At 61.0% G+C, this 23696-nt stretch carries 18 protein-coding genes and 1 pseudogene; 8 read left to right on the top strand and 11 right to left on the bottom strand.

Features of this window, described 5'->3' with window-relative positions; translation table 11 throughout:
* Positions 1-41: 41 nt before the first annotated feature.
* The 3 genes and pseudogenes from LIX91_RS25925 to LIX91_RS20230 all read right to left on the bottom strand — a co-directional run bounded on the left by LIX91_RS25925 (position 42) and on the right by LIX91_RS20230 (position 3124).
* Complete coding sequence (locus LIX91_RS25925; protein ID WP_371124977.1) at positions 42-902, bottom strand: methyl-accepting chemotaxis protein; 861 nt, start codon at positions 900-902, stop codon at positions 42-44.
* Positions 897-2018 (bottom strand): annotated as a pseudogene (locus LIX91_RS25930) (Cache 3/Cache 2 fusion domain-containing protein); the annotation flags it as partial. The pseudogene LIX91_RS25930 and the gene LIX91_RS25925, both read right to left, overlap by 6 nt.
* Before the next feature lie 185 nt (positions 2019-2203).
* Entirely contained in the window at positions 2204-3124 is a 921-nt protein-coding gene (locus LIX91_RS20230) for a LysR substrate-binding domain-containing protein (protein ID WP_226489039.1), read from the bottom strand.
* 166 nt (positions 3125-3290) lie between these two features.
* Here LIX91_RS20230 and LIX91_RS20235 point away from each other — a divergent pair, with 166 nt between their 5' ends.
* Positions 3291-4673 carry a NorM family multidrug efflux MATE transporter gene (locus LIX91_RS20235; protein ID WP_003413853.1) on the top strand — a complete coding sequence of 461 codons (1383 nt, stop codon included), beginning with the start codon at positions 3291-3293 and terminating at the stop codon, positions 4671-4673.
* Positions 4674-4685: 12 nt separating this feature from the next.
* Here the strand turns inward: LIX91_RS20235 and LIX91_RS20240 are convergent, their stop codons facing one another.
* Positions 4686-6350 carry a putative bifunctional diguanylate cyclase/phosphodiesterase gene (locus tag LIX91_RS20240; RefSeq protein WP_103696625.1) on the bottom strand — a complete coding sequence of 555 codons (1665 nt, stop codon included), beginning with the start codon at positions 6348-6350 and terminating at the stop codon, positions 4686-4688.
* Between the two features lie 204 nt (positions 6351-6554).
* On the opposite strand from LIX91_RS20240, the gene rep reads away from it, so the two are divergent.
* Positions 6555-8564, top strand: a complete 2010-nt coding sequence (gene rep, locus LIX91_RS20245) for a DNA helicase Rep (protein ID WP_003401585.1) — start codon at positions 6555-6557, stop codon at positions 8562-8564.
* Between the two features lie 51 nt (positions 8565-8615).
* Complete coding sequence (locus LIX91_RS20250) at positions 8616-9185, top strand: xanthine phosphoribosyltransferase (RefSeq protein ID WP_103696626.1); 570 nt, start codon at positions 8616-8618, stop codon at positions 9183-9185.
* Between the two features lie 685 nt (positions 9186-9870).
* Here the strand turns inward: LIX91_RS20250 and LIX91_RS20255 are convergent.
* Complete coding sequence (locus LIX91_RS20255) at positions 9871-11190, bottom strand: sigma-54 interaction domain-containing protein (RefSeq protein ID WP_103696627.1); 1320 nt, start codon at positions 11188-11190, stop codon at positions 9871-9873.
* 266 nt (positions 11191-11456) lie between these two features.
* Here LIX91_RS20255 and LIX91_RS20260 point away from each other — a divergent pair, with 266 nt between their 5' ends.
* The 3 genes from LIX91_RS20260 to LIX91_RS20270 are packed head-to-tail and all read left to right on the top strand — an operon-like array spanning position 11457 to position 14427.
* Entirely contained in the window at positions 11457-12341 is an 885-nt protein-coding gene (locus tag LIX91_RS20260; protein WP_016566836.1) for an MBL fold metallo-hydrolase, read from the top strand.
* A 27-nt stretch (positions 12342-12368) separates the two neighbouring features.
* Positions 12369-13622: an FAD/NAD(P)-binding oxidoreductase gene (locus LIX91_RS20265; protein WP_226489040.1), complete on the top strand. Its 1254-nt coding sequence runs from the start codon at positions 12369-12371 to the stop codon at positions 13620-13622.
* A complete protein-coding gene (locus LIX91_RS20270) occupies positions 13615-14427 on the top strand; it encodes a sulfite exporter TauE/SafE family protein (RefSeq protein ID WP_226489041.1) in 813 nt (270 codons plus the stop codon). Before LIX91_RS20265 ends, LIX91_RS20270 begins: the two co-directional genes overlap by 8 nt.
* Before the next feature lie 200 nt (positions 14428-14627).
* Here LIX91_RS20270 and LIX91_RS20275 read toward each other — a convergent pair whose 3' ends face one another.
* From LIX91_RS20275 to dibA, 6 genes are all read right to left on the bottom strand, one after another.
* Positions 14628-15608, bottom strand: coding sequence for a sulfate/molybdate ABC transporter ATP-binding protein (locus LIX91_RS20275; protein WP_003437190.1), 981 nt, complete (start codon positions 15606-15608; stop codon positions 14628-14630).
* 2 nt (positions 15609-15610) lie between these two features.
* Positions 15611-16483: a sulfate ABC transporter permease subunit CysW gene (cysW, locus tag LIX91_RS20280; RefSeq protein WP_226489042.1), complete on the bottom strand. Its 873-nt coding sequence runs from the start codon at positions 16481-16483 to the stop codon at positions 15611-15613.
* A gap of 13 nt (positions 16484-16496) precedes the next feature.
* Entirely contained in the window at positions 16497-17318 is an 822-nt protein-coding gene (gene cysT, locus LIX91_RS20285; protein WP_003401602.1) for a sulfate ABC transporter permease subunit CysT, read from the bottom strand.
* A 93-nt stretch (positions 17319-17411) separates the two neighbouring features.
* Positions 17412-18422: a sulfate ABC transporter substrate-binding protein gene (locus LIX91_RS20290; RefSeq protein WP_003413883.1), complete on the bottom strand. Its 1011-nt coding sequence runs from the start codon at positions 18420-18422 to the stop codon at positions 17412-17414.
* Positions 18423-18574: 152 nt separating this feature from the next.
* Positions 18575-18754 carry a sulfur starvation response protein OscA gene (gene oscA, locus LIX91_RS20295; protein WP_003318679.1) on the bottom strand — a complete coding sequence of 60 codons (180 nt, stop codon included), beginning with the start codon at positions 18752-18754 and terminating at the stop codon, positions 18575-18577.
* Positions 18755-18956: 202 nt separating this feature from the next.
* A complete protein-coding gene (dibA, locus tag LIX91_RS20300; RefSeq protein WP_226489043.1) occupies positions 18957-20876 on the bottom strand; it encodes a phosphodiesterase DibA in 1920 nt (639 codons plus the stop codon).
* A gap of 153 nt (positions 20877-21029) precedes the next feature.
* On the opposite strand from dibA, the gene desA reads away from it, so the two are divergent.
* Entirely contained in the window at positions 21030-22214 is a 1185-nt protein-coding gene (gene desA / locus LIX91_RS20305) for a delta-9 fatty acid desaturase DesA (RefSeq protein ID WP_003413886.1), read from the top strand.
* A 129-nt stretch (positions 22215-22343) separates the two neighbouring features.
* Complete coding sequence (locus LIX91_RS20310; protein WP_003413888.1) at positions 22344-23342, top strand: GGDEF domain-containing protein; 999 nt, start codon at positions 22344-22346, stop codon at positions 23340-23342.
* The last annotated feature ends 354 nt before the right edge of the window (positions 23343-23696 follow it).

A 23696-nucleotide genomic window follows, 5' to 3' on the forward strand; every position in this document is an offset into this window, starting at 1 on the left:
GTGTGCCAACGCCGAGCCTTGGCACACTGTTCGGTCCGTTTTTAACGGAACCGGTCAACCTCGTGACGCAGTTCTGTCGCCAGGCCATTCAGCTCCTGGGCAGTGATGGCCAGGTTGGACATGACCTGGCGCTGTTCGCTGTTGGCCATGGCGATGCTTTGCAGGTTGCTGCTGAGCATGGTGGCGGTGCTGCTTTGTTCCTGGGTGGCAGTGGTGATCGCGGCGAACTGGTGACCGGCCGAGCGGCTTTGCTCGTCGATCTGGGCCAGCGCGGAGGCCACTTTGGCGTTGAGCGACAAGCCTTCCTGCATCAGTGTGTTGCCCTGCTGCATGGTGCTGATGGCGTTGCCGGTTTCCTGCTGGATGCTGGCGATCATGCCGGAAATCTCATCCGTGGCTTCACGGGTGCGCGAGGCCAGGCTGCGGACTTCGTCAGCCACCACGGCAAAGCCGCGACCCTGCTCACCGGCGCGTGCGGCCTCGATGGCAGCGTTGAGCGCGAGCAGGTTGGTCTGGTCGGCAATCGAGGTAATCACCCCGACGATGCTGCCGATTTCCTGCGAGCGCTGACCCAGCGTGTCGATGACTTTCGCGGTGCTGCTCAGCGAAGTGGCGATCTGTTGCAGCGACGACGAAGCCTCTTCCATCGAAGTACGACCAATGCGTGTCTGCTGGGCATTTTCCTGTGCCAGTCGTTCGGTATTGCCCATGTTGTCGGCGATGTTCATCGACGTGGCGCTGAACTCTTCGACCGCACCGGCCATGCTGGTGATCTCGCCGGATTGCTGCTCCATGCCCTCGAACGCACCGCCCGACAGGCCGGACAATGCGTTGGCGCGGGTGCTGACTTCCTGCGCCGCAGTACGGATATGCGCGACCATCGATGACAACGCTTCGCTCATCTTGTTGAAGCTGCCCGACAACTGCCCGATCTCGTCATTGCTGGTCACATTCAGGCGTACGCTGAGGTCGCCTGCACCCAGTGCGTCGGCCTGGCGTACCAGTTCGGACAGTGGACGCAGCTTGCTGCGCAACAGCCAGATGGCACTGATCACCGCGATCAGCATGGCCAGCAGACTGCCGATCGCCAGTTGCGTGCCGACGTGCCAGGTCACTTCACTGATTTCCTTGCGCGGCATGCTGGCGATGACGGTCCAGGGGCCGCCAGCGAACGGCTGGCCGACACTGTAATAGTTGTCATCACCGTCATCCCAGAACTGCGCCTTGCCCGGTTTGCTGGCAAGGTCGGCAACAGACTTGGCGGCACCGTCGAGGGATTTGACGCCTGCCGGTGGCACCAGCCAGGTGCCCTTGTCGTCGAGCAGCGCCAGCGAGCCGGTAGAGCCGATACGGAAGCTCTTGAGATTATCGAACTGGGTCTTCTGTGCATCGGTGTAATCAAACCCTACAAACAGCGCCGCAATGATCTTGCCGCTGCTGTCGCGAACCGGGCTGTACTGGGTCATGTAGTAGCGATCAAACAACACCGCCTTGCCGACATAGCTCTGCCCGGCCATCAGACGCTCGTAGGCTGCGCCCTTGCGATCCAGTACCGTGCCGATGGCGCGCGTGCCATCCTGCTTGCTCAGGGAGGTGCTGATACGGATGAAGTCGTCGCCGCTGCGCACGAAAATGGTTGCCACACCTGCGGTCATCGAGCGGAATTCGTCGACTTCGGTAAAGTCGTTGTTCAGCACGGCATCACGCAGGAACAGGCCTGGCGTGGACGTGCCCGCCACCGTGACCGGCTTGTCGGGTTGCAGGCTCAGGCCAGCGGCGAAGCGTTTTTCGAACAGTCCACTCAGGCGCTGAGTGCTGTCGCGCAGCGTGCTGTGGAAGGTGTTGAGCTGGTCAGCGAGGAGCCTGGCTTCACTCGACATGTGCTCTTCACGAATGACCAGGTTGGACGCGTCCAGAGACCTCAACGCGAACAGGGTACTACCACTGATAACCACCGCCAGGATCACGGCCAGAGCAATACCAAGTTGCGAAGCAATTCGGGTACGAGGCTTGGACATAGAGACTCCGTGCCGAATGATTGGAGTTGCCGGGTCCGTGGCTTATCATTCAGCTGATAGATTTAGTTGGTGTTTTACGCCGTTTGAACGAGCAATCGTTAAGCAATGCTTCGGCCATCAAGGTCGTTACTTGAGAGCGGAGCGAGACATTAACAAATGATGGCAGTTCAATACTAAACTAAATTTTAATAGAGTACTTCAACTAACGGCAACTGCATGGCGCCCACCTCCGCCTTGAGAAAATCGCTGAGGCGTCGCAACCGCTCTGCGCCGGGCCTTGTACGCGGCCAGACCAGATAATAGTTTTCGCCACTGAACACCGCCGTGCGCCACGGCAGGCTCAACCGGGCCTGCGCCACGTCCTCGGCGACCATCAGCAGATCACCCATCGACACACCGTAGCCACGTGCTGCGGCAATCATGCCTAGCTCCAGAGTGTCGAAGACCTGCCCGCCTTTGAGCGACACCTGATCGGCCAGACCCATGCGGTTCAGCCAGGTGCGCCAGTCACGACGATCAGGGGTGGGATGCAGCAATTCAGCCTTTGCCAGGCGTTCGACGTCCCATGGCGGGTCCTGCAACAACGTGGGTGCGCCGACCGGAATCAGCAACTCGGGAAACAATAATGTGGCGTCCCAGTCCGACGGGAAATGACCCTGGCTGAGCAGAATCGCGCAGTCAAAAGGCTCCTGGGTAAAGTCCACCGCATCGATTTCCATCCACGCGCTGGTCAGTTGCACTTCGTTGCCCACCTGCAGGTGACGGAAACGGCTGAGCCGCGCGAGCAGCCAGCGCATGGTCAGGGTCGACGGGGCTTTCATGCGCAGAATGCCCTCCTCGGTCTGCAAGGTGCTGCAGGCGCGTTCCAGTGCCAGGAACCCATCGCGCACACCGGGCAACAGCGCGCGTGCCGATTCGGTGAGCTGCAAGTTACGCCCGTTACGCTGAAACAAGCGGCAGGCAAAGTGCTCTTCCAGCGTACGAATATGCCGGCTTACTGCACTTTGGGTGATCGAAAGTTCCTCGGCCGCGCGGGTAAACGAGGTATGCCGCGCAGCCGCTTCAAAAGCCCTTAGTGCATAAAGAGGGGGGAGACTACGGGGCATGGGGCGCTTCCTGCGGACGATGAACGGTTACTTTACTGCAAATGCTGAAAATAGCTTCAGATGAGTTTTAGTCATGCTGAGCATCGGATTTATCGTTTTGTGTTTAGTCGAGCAACTGCCCAGAATACGTCGCTCATTCGTCCCTTTGCCGTAGAGCACCGTCACCATGCAGCCGTCCGCCCTCAAAGAACTCTGGATCATCCTGCGCCTGGCGGGGCCGCTGATTGCGTCACAGATGGCGCACATGCTGATGGTCTTCACCGACACCGTGATGATGGGCAAGATCGGCCCGGAGGCCTTGGCCGGCGGCGGTCTGGGCGCTGCCACGTACAGCTTCGTGTCGTTCTTTTGCGTCGGCGTGATGGCCGCGGTCGGTACGCTGGTTTCGATCCGTCACGGTGCCGGCGACACCGAAGGCGCGACCCGTCTGACCCAGGCCGGTCTGTGGCTGGCCTGGGGCATGGCGCTGGTTGCCGCGCTGTTGCTGTGGAACCTCGAACCCATCCTGTTGCAGTTCGGTCAGGCCGAAGCCAACGTGCATATGGCTGCTCAATTTCTGATCACCCTGCCCTTCGCCCTGCCCGGCCTGCTCAGCTTCATGGCATTGCGCGGCTTCACCAGCGCACTGGGTCGCGCGGGGCCGGTGATGACCATCAGCCTGGCCGGTGCGGCAGCCAACTTCGTGCTCAATTACGCGTTGATCCATCAATGGCTGGGGCTGCCCAACCTGGGGCTGATGGGCATCGGGCTGGTCACCGCGATCGTCACCAACTGCATGGCCCTCGCGCTGGCGCTGCATATCAGGCGACATCCGGCCTATGCGGCGTACCCGATCAGAAAAGGGCTTTCGAAACTGTCACGCAGTCACCTGGGCGAGCTGTGGCGTCTCGGTTTGCCGATTGGCGGCACCTATGCGGTGGAAGTCGGGCTGTTCACTTTTGCGGCGTTCTGCATGGGCGCGATGGGCAGCACGCAGATGGCGGCGCACCAGATCGCCCTGCAGACCGTGTCCATGGCGTTCATGGTTCCGGTGGGGATGTCCTACGCGGTCACCATGCGTATCGGCCAGCATTATGGGGCGGGCAACCTGGTGATGGTGCGCATGGCCGGGCGTCTGGGCATCGGTTTTGGCGGCGGTGTGATGCTGATGTTCGGGCTGCTGTTCTGGCTGGCGCCGCACCTGGTCATCGGTCTGTTTCTGGACATCAATGACCCGGCGTTTGCCGAGATCGTGGTACTGGCGACAAAACTGCTGGCCATTGCCGCCCTGTTCGAGTTTTTCGACGGCACCCAGACCATCGCCATGGGTGCCATTCGCGGGCTCAAGGATGCACGCACCACCTTCCTGATCGGCCTGGGCTGCTACTGGCTGATCGCCGCGCCTGCCGCGTGGTTGCTCGGCTTCTCTACCGATTCCGGCGCCTCGGGCGTGTGGTGGGGGCTGGCGCTGGGCCTGTTCTGCTCGGCCGTGGCGCTGACCTATGCGTTTGAATGGAAGACGGCTCGGCTGTTGCGCAGGGATGCAGCCGGGGTGGCGGTGCCGGGCTGATCCGGCGCACCGTCACCCGGACCTGGATGTACCTGCGTGCGCGGCTTGCGAACGCAGATAGGTCACCAGCTCTTCCACCGGCAGCGGCCGACTGATCAGATAACCTTGCACCTGATTGCAGCCGAAACTGCGCAGCAACTCCAGTTGCCCGGCGGTTTCCACGCCCTCGGCGACCACTTCCAGGTTCAGGTTGTGCGCCAGATTGATCATGGCGTTGACCAGCTTGCGGTTCTCTTCGCGTAACTCCATCTGCCCGACGAAGCCCATGTCGATCTTGAGCAGCGCGATGGGCAGGCTGTTGAGGTGCATGAACGACGAATAGCCGGTGCCGAAATCATCCAGCGAAAAGCGCACACCCAGTTGCCGCAATGCATCCATAGTCTGCCTGACCTGATCGCTGCGCCGCATGACCGCGGTTTCGGTCAGTTCGAACTCCAGCCAGCGCGCATCGACATCGTGTTCTGCGATCAGACGAGTCAAGGTCGGCAGCAACTGGCTGTCCTGAAACTGCCGGAACGACAGGTTGACCGCCATGTGCAGCGGGGCAAAGCCTTGTGCGCGCAGGGCCTGCATGTCACGCAGTGCGCGGAAGATGACCCAATAGCCGAGCGGCACGATCAGGCCGCTTTGCTCGGCCAGTGGCACGAACTCGCTGGGCGGCAGCAGCCCACGTTCCTGATGACGCCAGCGCACCAGCGCTTCCAGGCCGACGATACGTCCGCTGTCCAGGCACAGACGCGGCTGGTAATGCAGTTCCAGCTCATCGCGGCGCAAGGCGCGTCGCAGTTCACCTTCCAGATCGGCGAGGCTGCGGGCGTTGCGGTTGATGCGCTCGTCGAACAGGTGATAGGTGCAGCCCTGCATGCTCTTGGCCTGACGCATGGCGATATGCGCATGCCACATCAGCGGGTCGGCTTCGGGCTGAGCTTGCGAATGCGCAATGCCCAGGCTGCAACCCAGCAGCAGGCTTTCGCCATCGACCCAGTAGGGTTCGGCCAGCACATCAGTGATACGTTCGGCCATTTGCAGGGCGCGTTCGGGGGTTGTTCGGGTGTCGATCAAAAGGGCGAATTCGTCGCCCCCCAGGCGGGCGATCTGATCGCCGGCATCGAGCTGGTTTTTCAAGCGCGCCACGACTTGCAGGATCAGTCGATCACCGGCCTGATGCCCCAGTGAATCGTTGGCGCGGCGAAAGTTGTCCAGGTCCAGATGCCCCAGCGCCACGCTGCCGCCTTCGCTCAAACGCGCCGAGAGCAGCGCCTGAAAACCCTGGCGGTTGGCGATGCCGGTCAACGGGTCCTGGCCGACCAGGCGTCGCAGGCTGTCTTCCAGGCGACTACGCTCGTGGACATAGCGCAGGCAGCGCCGAAGCGTGTCACCGGTCAAGGCATCGCGCACCAGCCAGTCACTGACGCCGGTCGGCCCGACCAGTGGTTCGGTCTCGAGCAGCACCACGGTAGGCAACAGGCAGGCCCCGGTCCTGGGCTGCAGATCAGGCGTGGTCAGCAGCACGGTATTGCGCTCGTTAGCGTAGCGGGCACTGAAAACGTCCCAGTTCGCGCCATGCAGAAGTATTACGTTGCTTCCCGGCGCAGTGAGGCAGCCGCTAAGCAGCGCCTGCCAGAAGGGCTCGTGCGCCAAAAGCAGCAATCGCAAGGGTTCGACAGGTGTAGGCAATCTAACTTCCTAAGTGCAAAGGAAAAACCGGTGGCCGCTCTCTCGCAGGAGCGCGACAAATACACGTATCGCGCGTCGCGGCGCAAATGTAACAAAAACAGAAGAATTAGATAGCAGTCACTGTCTGACGACGATGAGCACTGCACAAAACCGTGGGCCTGTTAAAATGCCCGACCTTTTTTACAGACGACTCTTCATACCGCCATGTCCCGACTCAATCCCCGGCAGCAGGAAGCCGTGAACTACGTCGGCGGCCCTCTTTTGGTGCTCGCCGGTGCCGGTTCCGGCAAGACCAGCGTGATCACCCGCAAGATCGCGCATCTGATCCAGAACTGCGGCATTCGCGCCCAGTACATCGTCGCCATGACCTTCACCAACAAGGCCGCGCGCGAGATGAAGGAGCGGGTCGGCACGCTGCTCAGAGGCGGCGAAGGACGCGGCCTGACGGTCTCGACCTTCCACAACCTGGGTCTGAACATCATCCGCAAGGAGCACACGCGGCTGGGCTACAAACCGGGCTTCTCGATCTTTGACGAAACCGACGTCAAGGCGCTGATGACTGACATCATGCAGAAAGAGTATTCCGGCGACGACGGTGTCGACGAAATCAAGAACATGATCGGCTCATGGAAAAACGACCTGATCCTGCCCGCCGAGGCGCTGGAAAACGCCCGCAACCCCAAGGAACAGACCGCCGCCATCGTCTACACCCACTATCAGCGCACGCTCAAGGCGTACAACGCGGTGGACTTCGACGATCTGATTCTGTTGCCGGTCAAGCTGTTCCAGGAACACGCTGACATCCTGGAGAAGTGGCAGAACAAGGTGCGTTACCTGCTGGTCGACGAATATCAGGACACCAACGCCAGCCAGTACCTGCTGGTGAAGCTGCTGATCGGTACGCGCCATCAGTTCACCGTAGTGGGCGACGACGACCAGTCGATCTACGCCTGGCGTGGTGCGCGGCCGGAAAACCTCATGCTGCTCAAGGACGACTACCCGTCGTTGAAAGTGGTGATGCTGGAGCAGAACTACCGCTCGACCAGCCGAATCCTGCGCTGCGCCAACGTGCTGATCTCCAACAACCCGCACGCCTTCGAAAAACAACTGTGGTCCGAGATGGGCCATGGCGACGAGATCCGCGTGATCCGCTGCCGTAACGAAGATGCCGAGGCCGAGCGGGTGGCCATGGAAATCCTCACCCTGCACCTGCGCACCGACCGCCCGTACAGCGATTTCGCCATCCTCTATCGCGGCAACTACCAGGCCAAGCTGATCGAGCTGAAATTGCAGCACCATCAGGTGCCGTATCGACTGTCGGGCGGCAACAGTTTCTTCGGCCGCCAGGAAGTGAAGGACCTGATGGCTTATTTCCGTCTGCTGGTGAACCCGGACGACGACAACGCCTTCCTGCGGGTGATCAACGTTCCGCGTCGCGAGATCGGCTCGACCACGCTGGAAAAGCTCGGTAATTACGCCACCGAGCGCAAGGTGTCGATGTACGCCGCCACCGACGAGATCGGCCTGGGCGAGCACCTGGACAGCCGATTCACCGACCGTTTACAGCGCTTCAAGCGCTGGATGGACGGGGTGCGCCAGCAGTGCGCGCAGAACGATCCCATCGCCGCGCTGCGCAGCATGGTCATGGACATCGACTACGAGAACTGGCTGCGGCAGAACAGCTCCAGCGAAAAGGCCGCCGATTACCGGATGAGCAACGTCTGGTTCCTGATCGAGGCGTTGAAAAACACGCTGGAGAAGGACGAAGAAGGTGGCATGACCATCGAGGAAGCCATCGGCAAGCTGGTCCTGCGCGACATGCTCGAACGTCAGCAGGAAGAGGAAGACGGTGCCGAAGGCGTGCAGATGATGACCTTGCACGCCTCCAAGGGCCTGGAATTCCCTTATGTGTTCATCATGGGCATGGAAGAAGAAATCCTGCCGCACCGCTCCAGCATCGAAGCCGACACCATCGAAGAAGAGCGCCGCCTGGCCTACGTGGGCATCACCCGCGCACGGCAGACCCTGGCCTTCACCTTCGCCGCCAAGCGCAAGCAGTACGGTGAAATCATCGACTGCGCGCCAAGCCGCTTTCTGGATGAGCTGCCCCCGGACGACCTGGCCTGGGAAGGCAATGACGACACCCCGACGGAAGTCAAAGCGGTGCGCGGCAACACCGCGCTTGCCGACATTCGCGCCATGCTGAAACGCTAGCCGACACCCTATTGATCATTTATTGCGCAATGGCGCAGCCAAGGAATTGAAGTGGAAGCACTGCACAAGAAAATTCGCGAAGAAGGCATCGTGTTGTCCGATCAGGTGCTGAAGGTCGATGCGTTCCTCAACCATCAGATCGATCCGGCGCTGATGAAGGAAATCGGCGACGAATTCGCCCGACTGTTCGCCGACGCTGGCGTGACCAAGATCGTGACCATCGAAGCGTCCGGTATCGCGCCGGCAGTCATGACGGGTTTGAACATGGGCGTGCCGGTGATCTTCGCCCGCAAGCACCAGTCCCTGACCCTGACCGAAAACCTGCTGTCGGCGACCGTGTACTCGTTCACCAAGCAGGTGGAAAGCACCGTGGCCATCTCGCCGCGCCATCTGAGCAGCGACGACAAGGTGCTGATCATCGATGACTTCCTGGCCAACGGCAAAGCCTCGCAGGCACTGATCTCGATCATCAAACAGGCCGGCGCCACGGTTGCAGGACTAGGCATCGTGATCGAGAAATCCTTCCAGGGCGGCCGCGCCGAACTGGACGCCCAGGGCTATCGCGTCGAATCCCTGGCGCGGGTCGAATCCCTGGCCGGTGGGGTTGTGACGTTCAAGTAAGGCTCCCGAGGGCGGACGCGGAGCGTCCGGAAAGGTATACGACGCGGAGCGCCGCACGATAGTTGCGATGATCGTTCCTCACGCTCTGGTGTGAGGAATGCCGTTCTCGACGCTCCGCGTCACAGCTACATGCTGTATCGGGCTGGACAGAAATCTTGGTGGGAGTGAGCTTGCTCACGAAGGCGTTGGTCCAAACACCATATCTCCGGGGGCTGCACCGGCCTCTTCGCGAGCAAGCTCGCTCCCACGAAAACTTGTGTGTAACGCTGAGCGCGGAGCATGTTGCGGGCACTTATCGCTCCTCACGCTCGGTGGGAATGCATTTCGTGACGCTCCGCGTCACAGCTACATGCTGTATCGGGCTGGACAGAAATCTTTGTGGGAGTGAGCTTGCTCACGAAGACTTTGGTCCAAACGCCATATTTCCCGGGGCTGCACCGGCCTCTTCGCGAGCAAGCTCGCTCCCACGAAGACTGTGTATTACGCTGAGCGCGGAGCATGCGGGCACTTATCGTTCCTCACGCTCTGGTGGGAATGCAGGTCTCGACGCTCTGCGTCGCCAGAGGACGCAGAGCGTCCGGAAAGGCATACGACGCGGAGCGCCGCACGATAGTTGAGATGATCGTTCCCTACGCTCCAGCGTGGGAATGCCGTTCGTGACGCTCTGCGTCATAGCGTCCGTGCGTCAGCGCGGAATCCCCAAGGCACGCAAACGTCGGTACAGGGTGCGTTCGCTCAGCCCCAGTTCTCTGGCCAGTTCGCTGCGCGAGCCGTTGAACACTCGCAGCGCATGGGCGAGTTTTTCCAGGCTGTCGTCCTGCTGGCGGTACGTCACGCCACCCGCTTCGCCCTGGCCGCGCACTTCAGCGGGCAAATCCTGCACGCGAATCACGCCGTCATCGGTAAATAAACGGGCGCGTTCGAGTATGTTGCGCAGCTCGCGAATGTTGCCGGGGTAGCTGTACAGACTCAGCAGCTTCATGGCCTCGGCGTCGACGCGCGGCGCGGCGCCGGGCGCGATGCGTTGCAGCAGGCTGTTGATCAGCAGCGGCAGGTCGTCGCTGCGTTCACGCAGGGCCGGCAGGCGAATCGGAAAGGCGCTGATACGGTAGAACAAATCCTGGCGAAAGCTGCCGTCGGCGACCATCTCCCTGAGCGGTTTATGCGTGGCCACCACCAGCCGAAAATCCGAGTGCACCGTGCGCAGACTGCCCACCGGACGAAAACTGCCCGATTCAATCAGCCGCAACAGCTTGACCTGCATGGCCAGCGGCACCTCACCAATCTCATCAAGGAATAACGTCCCGCCATGAGCGGCTTCGGCCAGACCGGTCTTGCGCTGCAATGCGCCAGTGAACGCGCCCTTCTCATAGCCGAACAGCTCGCTTTCCAGCAGGGTTTCGGTAAGCCCGGTGCAGTCGACCACCACCAGCGGCCCGGCGGACCTGGCGCTGCTGGCGTGCAGTGCGCGCGCGAACAATTCCTTGCCGGTACCCGACTCGCCCTGCAGCAACACCGGAATCTGCGCGGGCGCTGCACGTTGCAGGGCGCTCAGCACTTCTTTGAACGCCGCCGAGCGCCCTACCAGCCCATGTTGCTGCGGCTGGACGGAGGCCACCGCCACCGAGCTCAGTCGCTCGACATAAGCGATCACCTCACCCTGATCGTCGAGAATCGGCCGCAGCTCCACATCCACATGCTCGGGGCCGCGCGGCGTGTGATGAATATGCAGCAGCCGCTCCGGGAGCCGTGTTTCATGGGCCTTGCGCATCGGGCAATGCTCACCGGCCTGATCACACGGCACCGCAAACTGATGCGACACCCGATAACACTTTTCGCCCACATGCGGTGTGCCTTCGACGCCGAACTGGCGCTGGTAGGCAGTGTTGGCGGCAATGATGTTGTAGTCGGTGTCGAGCACGATGGTCGGTCGCAGATCGTGTTCGAGGTATGACACCAGCGACTGCATGCGACTGCCGGGAAAATCGGTGGCGATGAGGTTCATGGGTGCTCCTGTGGGCTGGACGCAGCTTAACCCATTCGCCTGCCAGCTTGTGCCACGGACTGCCAAATGACTGCCAGAATGTGGCAGTCAGCGACCTGCGGCAGGCCATCGAGGTGTTTTGCAAAACCCAAAAGCGCCCTGTGTTTATTAGCCTGAACAGGCTTTGCCGTGATTGGCATGGTTATTGAGACATCATGGCAACGACTGCCAACCGTCCGGCCTGGCCAAACGGGCCTTGAGGCGATTTACAGCCACAGGAATTGCACATGATCATCGGTGAAAAACTCCATGTCGAAGCGCTCTTCGACACGCATACCTGGACCATCAGCTATCTGGTGATGGACCTGCACAGCAAGCAATGTGCGCTGATCGACAGCGTGCTCGATTACGACCCCAAGTCCGGCCGCACCAGGACCGAGTCTGCCGACCGGATGATCGAACGGGCGCAGTCGCTGGGCGCCTCGGTGCAGTGGATTTTCGAAACCCACGTGCACGCCGATCACCTCTCGGCAGCGCCGTATCTGAAACAGAGATTGGGTGGGCAAATTGTCATCGGCAGCCATATCACTGCCGTGCAGGAAACCTTCGGTACGCTGTTCAACGCGCCATCTGACTTTGCACGCAATGGCAGCCAGTTCGATGTGCTGCTGGAGGACAACGCGTCGTTCGCCCTCGGCACGCTTGAGGTCAAGGCCATGCACACGCCCGGGCACACGCCGGCGTGCATGAGTTATCTGGTGCAAGTCGGTGACGCCACGGTCGCGTTTGTCGGCGATACGTTGTTCATGCCCGATTACGGCACTGCTCGTTGCGACTTCCCGGGTGCCGATGCGCGCACGCTGTATCGCTCGATCAAGAAGCTGTTGGCGCTGCCGCCGGACACTCTGCTGTTCATGTGCCACGACTACCTGCCCAATGGCCGGGAGCTGAAGTACATGACCACGGTTGCCGAACAGCGCGCCAGCAATATCCATGTGCACGACGGGGTGGATGAAGACGCATTCGTCGGCATGCGCGAGGCCCGTGACGCGACGCTGGACATGCCGGTGCTGATGCTGCCTGCGGTGCAGGTCAACATGCGCTGCGGACACTTTCCCGAGCCGGAAGACAACGGCGTCGTCTACCTGAAGATCCCGCTCAATGCCCTTTGACCGCTGCCCGCCCTGGAAAACCCTGTGATGAATGCTTCGACAACAACCTGTCAGATCCTGATCGTCGGTGGCGGTGCTGCCGGTATCGCCACTGCCGCAAGCCTGCTGGCCCGCGACGCCACCCTGCAGATCACCCTGGTCGACCCCGCCGATACCCATTATTACCAGCCCGGCTGGACCATGGTCGGTGCGGGGATCTTCACGCCGCAGTCGACGGCACGCAGCATGGCCTCGCTGATACCCACAGGCGTGCAGTGGATCAAGGCTGCGGTGGCGACCTTCGAGCCGCAGCACAATACGCTGACGCTGGCCGACGGCCGCGTGCTCGGTTATCAGCAACTGGTGGTCTGCCCCGGCCTGAAGCTGGACTGGTCGGCTATCGACGGGCTGGTGGAAACGCTCGGGGCCAATGGCGTGACTTCCAACTATCGCTATGACCTGGCGCCCTACACCTGGAAGCTGGTGCAGAACCTGCAACAGGGCCGCGCACTGTTTACCCAGCCGCCCATGCCGATCAAATGCGCCGGTGCGCCGCAGAAGGCCATGTACCTGTCCTGCGATCACTGGTTGAAAAGCGGCCGTCTCGCGCAGATCAATACGCAGTTCTACAACGCCGGTGGCGTGCTGTTCGGTGTCGCCGACTATGTGCCGGCGCTGATGAAGTACGTCGAGCGCTACGCCATCGACCTCAAGTTCAGCCATCGGCTGGTCGCCGTCGACGGGCCTGGCAAGCGCGCGACCTTCATTCGCACGCAGGCCGATGGCAGCAGCGAGACCGTCGAGCAAAGCTTCGAAATGTTGCACGTAGTGCCGCCGCAGATTGCCCCTGACTTCATCCGCAGCAGCCCGCTGGCCGATGCCGCAGGCTGGGTGGATGTCGACCCTGCCACGCTGAAGCACCGGCAGTTCGCCAATGTTCATGGTCTGGGCGACGTCACCAATACCAGCAATGCCAAGACCGCCGCAGCGGCACGCAAGCAGGCGCCGGTGGTGGCCAACAACGTGCTGGTCGCGCTGGGTCGTCGGGGTGAGTCCGCCGTGTATGACGGTTACGGCTCGTGCCCGTTGACGGTCGAGAAAGGCCGCATCGTGCTGGCCGAATTCACCTATGGCGGCAAGGTTGCGCCGAGCTTTCCGCGCTGGCTGCTGGAGGGTCGCCAGCCGACCCGACTGGCCTGGTGGTTGAAAGCGCGAGTGCTGCCCGCGCTGTACTGGCATGGCATGCTCAAGGGCCGTGAGTGGCTGGCCAAACCGCAAAAGGCTGACACCCGGCATGGATGAGCATCAGTTGCTGGGCGTTGGTCTGGGGGCCATCATCGGCATGGTGCTGGCGTTGACCGGCGCGGGCGGCGGCATCCTCGCCGTGCCGCTGCTGGTCTTCGGTCTCGGCCTGTCGATTGTAGAAGCCGCGCCTGTCGGTCTGTTGGCCGTAGGGCTGGCGGCGGGGATCGGTGCGGTACTGGGGCTGCGTCAGGGCATCGTCCGCTATCGCGCGGCCGGGTACATCGCGTCCATTGGTGTGCTGATGGCGCCTCTGGGCCTGTGGCTCGCTCATCGACTGCCCAATACGCCGCTGGCTTTGGTCTTTTCGGTCGTGCTGTTGTACGCCTGTGGACGCATGTTCATCAGGGCCAGCCGCGAATTGCGCCACGGCAAGCCGGCGCCGCGCGCAGAAATACTGCCCTGCGTGCTCAACCCGCTGCAGGGCCGCCTGCGCTGGACCATGCCCTGCCTGCGCGCACTGACGCTGACCGGGGTGGGCTCCGGGTTGCTGTCTGGTTTGTTGGGGGTGGGCGGCGGGTTCGTGATCATACCGGCGCTGACCCGCTACAGCGACCTGGACATGAAGAGTGTCGTGGCGACGTCACTGGCGGTGATCGCCCTGGTCTCGACGGGCAGCGTTATTACCGCGTCACTGAGCGGGGTGATGCATTGGTCCGTTGGCGCGCCGTTTGCGCTGGGTGCAGTCATCGGCCTGATCATCGGCAGACAAGTCGCCCGCTACCTCGCCGGCCCACGCCTGCAACAGCTGTTCGCTATATGCGGCATCGTCGCGGCGTTCATGCTGGCGTTGTCCGTGCGATAACAGCCCGAGGACGCAGAGCACGCGGAGCATGGGAACGATAAGGCTTCTGCCCGGAGGGCGTAGGAGCGAACTTGTTCGCGAAGGGGGCGGTAGCATCGCCGAAAATGCATCGACTGAAACACCGTCTTCGCTAGCAATGCGGATCGCCGCCCCGGTCGCCCCCACAAGAGTTGTGTATAACGATAAGCACCTGCGCAGGCTTAAAGCTTCTGCCAGACCTTCGGTTTGAAGAACAGCGTCTCGCCCTTGGTCAGGCCCACCAGGCTGTCGTGGTCTTTCACCACTTCGGCCTCGATCAGTTCGCTCTGCCCTTCCACTTTCAAGGTGACCCGCGTCGTCGCACCCAGTGGGCGGATGTCGCGGACTTCGGCGGCGTGGTGGTCTTCGATTTCCTGGCGGGACAGCGACACCTCATGCGGACGGAACAGCAGGTGACCCTCCTCGCCCAGGCTCAGGCGATTGGAGTCGCCGAGGAAGTGGTAGACGAAGTCGTTGGACGGGTTCTCGTAGACCTCGCCCGGCGAGCCGATCTGTTCGATCACGCCCTTGTTCATCACCACGATGCGATCGGCCACTTCCATGGCCTCTTCCTGATCGTGAGTCACGAACACCGAGGTCAGGTTGATGTCTTCGTGCAGGCGCGCCAGCCAGCGACGCAGCTCCTTGCGGACCTTGGCGTCCAGCGCGCCGAACGGCTCGTCCAGCAGCAGCACCTTGGGCTCGACCGCCAAGGCGCGGGCCAGGGCAATCCGCTGGCGCTGTCCACCTGACAGTTGCTCCGGATAACGGTCGGCCAGCCAGTCCAGTTGCACCATGTTCAGCAGCTCGTGGACCTTCTCGGCGATCCGCGTTTCGTTCGGGCGCTCGCGCTTGGGCTTCATGCGCAGGCCGAACGCGACGTTGTCGAACACCGTCATGTGGCGGAACAGCGCGTAATGCTGGAACACGAACCCGACATTGCGATCACGCACGTCATGCCCGGACACATCTTCGCCATGAAACACGATGCTGCCGTCATCCGGGGTCTCCAGACCGGCAATGATGCGCAGCAGGGTGGTCTTGCCGCAGCCTGACGGGCCGAGCAAAGCGACCAGCTCGCCACTCTGGATGTCCAGACTGATGTTGTTCAGGGCCTTGAAGGCGTTGAAGTTCTTGCTGACGTTACGGACTTCGATCGACATGATTATTCCTCCGCCGCGTTGTGGCGCAGACGGTTAATGCGGGATTCGCTCCACTGCTTGAGCAGCAGGATGAACAGCGCCAGGATCAGCAACAGGCTCGCCACGGCAAAGGCGGCAACGTGGTTGTACTCGTTGTAGAGAATTTCGACGTGCAGCGGCAGGGTGTTGGTGACGCCGCGAATGTGCCCGGAAACCACCGACACCGCGCCAAACTCACCCATCGCCCGCGCCGTACACAGCACCACGCCGTAGATCAGGCCCCATTTGATGTTCGGCACCGTGACGTGCCAGAACATCTGCCAGCCGTTGGCGCCCAGCAGCCGCGCGGCCTCTTCTTCCTGAGTGCCCTGCTCCTGCATCAGCGGGATCAGTTCACGTGCAACGAAGGGCACAGTGACGAAGATGGTCGCCAGCACGATGCCCGGCAGGGCAAAGACGATCTGGATGTCGTGATCCTGCAACCATGGCCCGAACAGCCCCTGCGCACCGAGCATCAGCACGTAGACCAGACCGGCGATGACCGGCGATACCGAGAACGGCAGGTCGATCAGCGTGACCAGAATGCTCTTGCCGCGGAACGAGTATTTGCTCACACACCATGCGGCGCTGACGCCGAACACCAGATTGAGCGGTACCGAGATCAGCACCGCGATGACCGTCAGCTTCAGCGCCGACAGCGCGTCCGGCTCGAGGATCGCGGTGAAGAACGCGCCCAGACCGTTTTTCAGGCCCTGGGATACCACGATGAACAGCGGCAGGCCCAGAAACAGGACGAACACCAGCCAGCACAGGCCGATCAGGATACGTCGCGACACCGCGCTGCCACGACGGGCAGCGTTGGCAGAGGCGGCGGCTGAAACAGATGAATAAGACATGTTCTGCGCCTCCTCAGGATGGGGTTTCAATGCGCCGCTGCAGCAGGTTGATCAGCAGCAGCAGAATGAAGGACACCACCAGCATCATCACGCCGATAGCGGTTGCGCCGGTGTAGTCGTACTGGTCGAGCTTGACCATGATCAACAGCGGCAGGATCTCGGTTTTCATCGGCATGTTGCCGGCGATGAAAATCACCGAACCGTACTCGCCCACGCCACGGGCAAACGCCAGGGCGAAGCCGGTCAGCCAGGCAGGCAGCAACGCCGGCACGAGGATATGGCGGAACACCTGCAGGGGACGTGCGCCCAGGCAGGCAGCGGCCTCTTCGACTTCGCGGGGGATGTCGGCCAGCACAGGCTGCACGGTGCGCACCACGAACGGCAGGGTGACGAAGGTCAGCGCCAGGGTGATGCCCAGCGGGGTGTAGGCGATCTTGAAGCCCAGATCAGCTGCGAACTGGCCGACCCAGCCGTTGGGCGCGTACAGCGCGGTCAGGGCGATACCGGCCACGGCGGTCGGCAGGGCGAACGGCAGATCGATCATCGCATCGATGACCTTGCGGCCGGGGAAGGTGTAGCGCACCAGCACCCAGGCCAGCAGTGTGCCGATCACCCCGTTGATGAGGGCTGCGTAAAAGGCGGTGCCGAAGCTCAGCTTGAGTGCCGCGATCACGCGAGGGGCCGTGATGATGGTCCAGAACTGATCCCAGGTGAGCTGCGCAGCATGTACGAACATGGCGGCCAGCGGTATTAGCACAATCAGACTGAGGTACACTAAGGTGTAGCCCAGCGTCAGCCCGAAGCCGGGTATGACGGGGGAGATACGACGCGACATAAAAGTCCCTGGTTTCACTTGCACGAAGCCCGGAGGTCATCCGGGCTGTTTGGCCAAACCTGCGATGCCGCTCGTGCGGCATCCTCATTCGGCTTATTGCGCCTGATAAATCTGGTCGAACACGCCGCCATCATTGAAAAACTTCGGCTGCGCAGTTTTCCAGCCACCAAAGTCTTTGTCGATGGTCACCAGATCGAGTTTCGGGAATTGCTTCTCGTACTTGGCGGCCACTTCGGCATCACGTGGACGATAGAAGTTTTTCGCGGCAATTTCCTGACCTTCCTTGCTGTACAGGTGCTTGAGGTATTCAGTCGCGATTTCGGTATTACCTTTGCGCTCGGCGTTCTTGTCGACCACGGCGACCGGAGGTTCGGCAAGGATCGACAGCGACGGTACAACGATGTCGAACTTGTCCTTGCCGCCGTCTTCTTTCAACGCCAGGAACGCTTCGTTTTCCCATGCCAGCAGCACATCACCCTGACCGTTGTTGACGAAGGTGATGGTCGAACCGCGTGCGCCGGTATCCAGAATCGGCACGTGCTTGAACAGCGTCTGCACGTATTCCTTGGCCTTGGCTTCGTCACCGCCGCCCGCCTTCAGGCCATAGGCCCAGGCGGCCAGGAAGTTCCAGCGCGCACCGCCCGAGGTTTTCGGGTTGGGCGTGATCACCGAGACGCCTTCCTTGGTCAGGTCGCCCCAGTCCTTGATGCCTTTCGGGTTGCCCTTGCGCACCAGAAACACGATGGTCGAGGTGTACGGCGTGCTCGCGTCCGGCAGGCGGGTCTGCCAGTTTTCGGGCAGGGTCTTGCCTAGCTTGGCGATTTCGTCGATGTCACCGGCCAGTGCCAGGGTCACCACGTCGGCGCGCAGGCCGTCGATCACGCCACGCGCCTGCTTGCCCGAGCCGCCGTGGGATTGCTTGATCTCGACCTTGTCGTCCGGATGGGACTTTTTCCAGAAATTGACGAATTCTGCGTTGTAGTCCTGATACAGCTCGCGGGTCGGATCGTAGGACACGTTGAGCAGTTCGTAATCCTTGGCGACAGCCGAACCTGCGAAAACAGCACTGGCGAGAGCAGCCAGCGCGAAACGGCGAATGGACATAGATTGAAGCTCCTGGAAATACGGTGTGTCGGCTTTTTTGATTTCTTCTTGGCGCGTCAGAGCGGCATTCGCACGGGCGCGCTGCTTTTTTTCAGGGGGGTATCAGGAGTCAGGATGAAACCCTCCGGTTGACCAGTCGGGTGCTTGCGGCTTCAGCTCTGCTTGGCAGGGTTCTGCAAACGAAACTTTTCCTTGCGCTCGATCTGCACCACCTGTGCGTTGTGCACGGTGATTTCGACGGCACCAAAACGCAGGTCACGCAACGCACTCTGAATTTCACGCAGAATGGCTGCTTCGTCCTGACCGTCAACACTACGTAGAGATGCGCTCATTGTCTGATTCCTTGAGAAGTGAGAGGCCTGCCGTCGCGACTGGGGGCGATGGCATATGGCGGTGAAGCAATAATAGTGAGGTGCGGATATTCTTAAAAAGACTATTTAAGAATGCAGATATAACCAAAAGAACTTTAGAGAGGCGTGAGTCTGCCAGGGTGCATTGCACACCCTGGCCGGCGTTATCAGTGAGGGGGCTGAACTAGTTGAACGCGGGCGCGTGCGTCCAATCAATCGACTGCGCCGCCATGGGTCGGGCAAACCAGTAGCCCTGGCCCAACTCGCAACCGTTGCTTAACAAAAATGAAGCCTGATTGGCGTGTTCGATCCCCTCGGCCAGTACACGCATGCTCAGGCTCGACGCCAGCGCAATGACCGCCCGTACAATCGCGATGTCATCCACGTCGCCCGGCAGCCCGGCCACGAAACCCTGATCGATCTTGAGCTTTTGCACCGGCATGCTCTTGAGCCGCAGCAGCGATGAGTAGCCTGTGCCGAAATCATCGATGGCCAGGCTCAGGCCCAGTTCACGCAGGCGATGCAATTGCTCGATGGCCTGCTCAGGGTCCTCCATGACGGCGCTTTCAGTGACTTCCAGCTCAAGAAATGCCGGATCGAGGCCGGTCTCGTTCAAGACCTCAGCCACTCGCCGATCGACATCACCACGACTGAACAGACGGCTGGATACATTGACCGCAACGGACGCAATCGAGACGCCTTCTGCCAGCCAGGTCTGCATCTGCCGACAGGCGGTATTCAATACCCAGGCGTCGATATCGGCAATGAGCCCGTTCTGCTCGGCAATAGGGATGAAGTCGCCAGGCGACACCATGCCACGGGTCGGGTGTTGCCAGCGCACCAGCGCTTCGACCGCGCAAATACGCCCGGTCACCAGGTCGTAAACCGGTTGGTAGAACACCCGCAATTGGTCCTGCTCGATCGCCTGACGCAACTCGCTGGCCAGTTGCACCCGTTGCTGGGCTTGGGCGGTCAGCTCTTCGGTGTACAGCGCAAACCCTTCGCGGCCATCGCTCTTGGCCTTGAACAGCGCCGAATCAGCATTGCGCAACAATTGCTCGGCAGTCAGCGCATCACCGGGAAACAGGCTGATACCGATACTGGCACTCACGAACAACTGATGCCCGGCAATCGGGTACGGCGCTTTGAAAGCATTGATCACCTGCTGCGCGAGCGCTGCGGCATGAACCATGTGCGTACAGTTTTTGACCAGCAGTGCGAATTCGTCACCGCCCAGCCGCGAGACCGTCATGCCGCTGTCGGCCAGCGTATTGAGACGTTCGGCAGCCGCCTTGAGCACTTCGTCGCCGATGTTATGGCCAAGGCTGTCGTTGATGTTTCTGAAGTTGTCCAGGTCGACCACCAGCAGCGCACAGCCGCGCCTGCTGGAGCGCGCCGAGGTCAGCGCCTGGCTGATACGATCGGTCAGCAGCAGACGATTGGGCAACTCGGTCAGCGCATCGTAATGGGCCAGTTGCGCCAGCTCCTGCTCGGAGCGCTTGATGGCTGTGATATCGGAAAACACCGCGACAAAATGCCTGGCCTGCCCGTCTTCACCTTTGATGCTGCGGATGGTTTGCCATTGCGGATAGATTTCGCCGCTTTTGCGCCGGTTCCAGATCTCGCCGCTCCACTGCCCGGCACTCTGCAGTGAGTGATACATCTGCCGATAAAACTCGGGGCCATGACGACCGGACTTGAACTTGCTGGGGTTGAAACCCAGCACCTCGTCGGCCTGATAGCCGGTGATGTCCACAAACGCACGATTTACATGGACAATGCGCCCTTCGGCATCACTGACCAGTACTCCCTCACGCGTGCTGTCGAACACCACCGCCGCCAACAGCAGCCGGTCATAGTCCTGTTGTTGGCGCTCGAACAGCGCTTCACCGCCGATGATGGCCTTCAATTTGTCACGTGCAATGAAGATCATGACGGTGCTGAGCAGCGCCCAGCCATAACCGATCATCTGTTGTCCGACGGCCAGTCGAGCCGGATCCTTGACGAAAAAAGACAGCAGGGCGCTGCCTGTCGCGAACCACAGAATCGACAGCAGCCCATACAGAACGGCGGTTCGCAGCGCGTTACGGGAATAATCGGACATAAAAAACCGAGCCTTACGAAAGGTCTGGATTATAAAGCAAGAAACATCCTGCGACGCTTATCTGCAAGGGTGACTGGTTTTCTGAGCAATGTCAGTGATAATGCCGTTGCGACTTTTTTCTTCACAGGTATTTCTACGAGGGCCAAACAGCCTATGTGGTACAACGGTTTGCTCGACCTTTCCGTCTGGCAGTTAATAGCGGTCACGCTGGTCATGACCCATATAACGATCATTGGCGTCACGGTCTATCTGCACCGCTATTCAGCCCACCGCTCACTTGAGCTCAATGCGGGTCTGAAACACTTCTTCCGCTTCTGGCTGTGGCTGACCACTGCCCAGAATACCCGCGAGTGGACAGCCATCCACCGCAAACACCACGCAAAATGCGAAACCGTCGACGACCCGCACAGCCCCGTTGTCAAGGGTCTGTCCACCGTGCTGCGCAAGGGCGCCGAGCTGTACCGCGAGGAAGCGCAGAACCAGGACACCCTGCGTATCTACGGCAAGAACTGCCCGGAAGACTGGATCGAGCGCAATCTGTATTCGCGCTACAAGCTGCTGGGTATCGCCCTGATGGCGGTCATCGACGTGGCGCTGTTCGGCGCCCTCGGCATCACGGTCTGGGCCGTGCAGATGATGTGGATTCCCTTCTGGGCTGCCGGTGTGGTCAACGGTCTGGGTCATGCGGTCGGCTATCGCAACTTCGAATGCCGCGACGCAGCCACCAATCTGGTGCCGTGGGGCATCGTGATCGGCGGCGAAGAGCTGCACAACAATCACCACACCTATCCCAACTCGGCCAAGCTGTCGGTCAAGCCCTGGGAATTCGACATGGGCTGGGCGTGGATCAAGGTCTTCAGCTTCCTGCGTCTGGCCAAGGTCCAGCGGGTTGCGCCTATCGCCCATCGGGTCGAAGGCAAGGGTCATATGGACATGGACACCGCCATGGCGATCCTCAACAACCGTTTCCAGATCATGGCGCAGTACCGCAAGCTGGTCATCGCGCCGCTGGTTGCCCAGGAACTCGGCAAGGCCGACGAGTCGGTGCGTCATCAGTTCCGTCGCGCAAAACGTCTGCTGTCGCGTGAGACCAGCCTGCTCGATGACAGGCATCACCTGCGTATCCAGACCATGCTGGAACACAGCCATGCGTTGAAAGTGATCTATGAAAAACGCCTGGCCCTGCAGCAGATCTGGGTCAAGACCAGCAGCAACGGTCACGACATGCTGTCGGCCATGAAAGAGTGGATTCACGAGGCTGAAGCCAGCGGTATTCACTCGTTGCGCGAGTTCGCCGACCAGCTGAAAACCTACTCGCTGCGCCCCGCCCACGCCTGAACCGTTGATCGGCGCGCCATCCCCTGGCGCGCCGGTCCCGGAACTTATCCCCTCTTCGTCTATCTCATCCACTTTCCCGCCAATCGGGATAGGGCGCCTCACTGGCCGTAAACGCTTGAGATGGTTCTTATGGAAAAGCAGCCTCCCACCTCCCTACCCGGCACACCGATCACTGATATGCCCGCAGCCGCAGAAACCCTGTTAGCCCTGATGCACGCTCAGGCAGAAGTCGCACGCCTGAGCGAGCGTGAACAATTGTTCAGCTCGTTGCTGGTGAGCGTGAACGCTGTTCTGTGGGCGTTCGACTGGCAAACCCAGCACATGATCTATGTCAGCCCGGCCTACGAGCGCATCTTCGGTCGTTCGGCGGGCCTGCTGCTGGCTGACTACAGCGAGTGGCGCGACAGCATCTACCCCGATGACCTGAATTACGCCGAGCGCAGCCTCAACGAGGTCATCGAGAAAGGCTCGATCGAGGACCGCGAGTACCGGATCATTCGTGCGGATGGCGAAGTGCGCTGGCTCAGCGACAAATGCTTCGTCAGTCATCGCGCCGACGCCAGCCAGCGTTTGATCGTGGTGGGCATCGCCGAAGACATCACCGAGAAGAAGCACCTCGAGGATGAGCTGCAACGCCTGGCAACCACCGATGTGCTGACCCAGAGCAGCAACCGCCGACACTTTTTCGAATGCGCCCAGCGCGAGTTCGAACTGGCCCGCCTCAACGGCACGCCGCTGGCGTTCCTGCTGCTGGACATCGATGATTTCAAGCTGGTCAACGACACCTACGGCCATCAGGAAGGCGATACCGTGCTGCAGCGCATCGCCGAAAGCGGTCGTTCGGCATTGAGGCGGGGTGACCTGTTCGGGCGTATCGGTGGCGAAGAGTTCGCTGCAGTATTCCCCGGCTGCGCGCCGGACATGGCCATGCAGATCGCCGAACGCCTGCAACGCGAGATCCAGCGCCAGAACTTCCAGTCCGGCGGCACCACCTTCAGCATCACTGCCAGCCAGGGCCTGACCAACCTGGGCGCAGACGACCCAAGCCTCGAAACCCTCTACGGCCGCGCCGACGCTGCGATGTACCAGGCCAAACGCCAGGGCAAGAACCAGATCGTACTGGTCTGAAATGCCTTCTCGAAGGTAGAACGCACGACTGGCCCCTTCGCAAACAAGGCGGATCGCCACCCCGGTCGCTCCTACAGGAGCACGCGGTACCTTGTGGGAGCGAGCTTGCTCGCGAAGAGGCCGGTACAGTCGATGGATTTCCTGCGTCAGGAATACCGCCTTCGCGAACAAGTTCGCTCCTACAGGAGCACGCGGTGCCTTGTGGGAGCGAGCTTGCTCGCGAAGAGTCCGGTGCAGTCGATGGATTTCCTGCGTCAGGAATACCGCCTTCGCGAACAAGTTCGCTCCTACGGGAGTACGCGGTGCCTTATGGGAGCGAGCTTGCTCGCGAAGAGGCCGGTGCAGTCGATGGAC

This window comes from Pseudomonas sp. B20 (assembly GCF_020515755.1).
Lineage (GTDB): Bacteria > Pseudomonadota > Gammaproteobacteria > Pseudomonadales > Pseudomonadaceae > Aquipseudomonas > Aquipseudomonas syringae.

What these genes read in the sequence shown, in the direction of transcription:
- LIX91_RS25925 (WP_371124977.1), bottom strand. Translation starts at nt 902, where the DNA reads ATGAGCGAAGCGTTGTCATCGATGGTCGCGCATATCCGTACTGCGGCG.
- LIX91_RS20230 (WP_226489039.1), bottom strand. Translation starts at nt 3,124, where the DNA reads ATGCCCCGTAGTCTCCCCCCTCTTTATGCACTAAGGGCTTTTGAAGCG.
- LIX91_RS20235 (WP_003413853.1), top strand. Translation starts at nt 3,291, where the DNA reads ATGCAGCCGTCCGCCCTCAAAGAACTCTGGATCATCCTGCGCCTGGCG.
- rep (WP_003401585.1), top strand. Translation starts at nt 6,555, where the DNA reads ATGTCCCGACTCAATCCCCGGCAGCAGGAAGCCGTGAACTACGTCGGC.
- LIX91_RS20255 (WP_103696627.1), bottom strand. Translation starts at nt 11,190, where the DNA reads ATGAACCTCATCGCCACCGATTTTCCCGGCAGTCGCATGCAGTCGCTG.
- LIX91_RS20260 (WP_016566836.1), top strand. Translation starts at nt 11,457, where the DNA reads ATGATCATCGGTGAAAAACTCCATGTCGAAGCGCTCTTCGACACGCAT.
- LIX91_RS20265 (WP_226489040.1), top strand. Translation starts at nt 12,369, where the DNA reads ATGAATGCTTCGACAACAACCTGTCAGATCCTGATCGTCGGTGGCGGT.
- LIX91_RS20270 (WP_226489041.1), top strand. Translation starts at nt 13,615, where the DNA reads ATGGATGAGCATCAGTTGCTGGGCGTTGGTCTGGGGGCCATCATCGGC.
- LIX91_RS20275 (WP_003437190.1), bottom strand. Translation starts at nt 15,608, where the DNA reads ATGTCGATCGAAGTCCGTAACGTCAGCAAGAACTTCAACGCCTTCAAG.
- cysW (WP_226489042.1), bottom strand. Translation starts at nt 16,483, where the DNA reads ATGTCTTATTCATCTGTTTCAGCCGCCGCCTCTGCCAACGCTGCCCGT.
- cysT (WP_003401602.1), bottom strand. Translation starts at nt 17,318, where the DNA reads ATGTCGCGTCGTATCTCCCCCGTCATACCCGGCTTCGGGCTGACGCTG.
- LIX91_RS20290 (WP_003413883.1), bottom strand. Translation starts at nt 18,422, where the DNA reads ATGTCCATTCGCCGTTTCGCGCTGGCTGCTCTCGCCAGTGCTGTTTTC.
- oscA (WP_003318679.1), bottom strand. Translation starts at nt 18,754, where the DNA reads ATGAGCGCATCTCTACGTAGTGTTGACGGTCAGGACGAAGCAGCCATT.
- dibA (WP_226489043.1), bottom strand. Translation starts at nt 20,876, where the DNA reads ATGTCCGATTATTCCCGTAACGCGCTGCGAACCGCCGTTCTGTATGGG.
- desA (WP_003413886.1), top strand. Translation starts at nt 21,030, where the DNA reads ATGTGGTACAACGGTTTGCTCGACCTTTCCGTCTGGCAGTTAATAGCG.
- LIX91_RS20310 (WP_003413888.1), top strand. Translation starts at nt 22,344, where the DNA reads ATGGAAAAGCAGCCTCCCACCTCCCTACCCGGCACACCGATCACTGAT.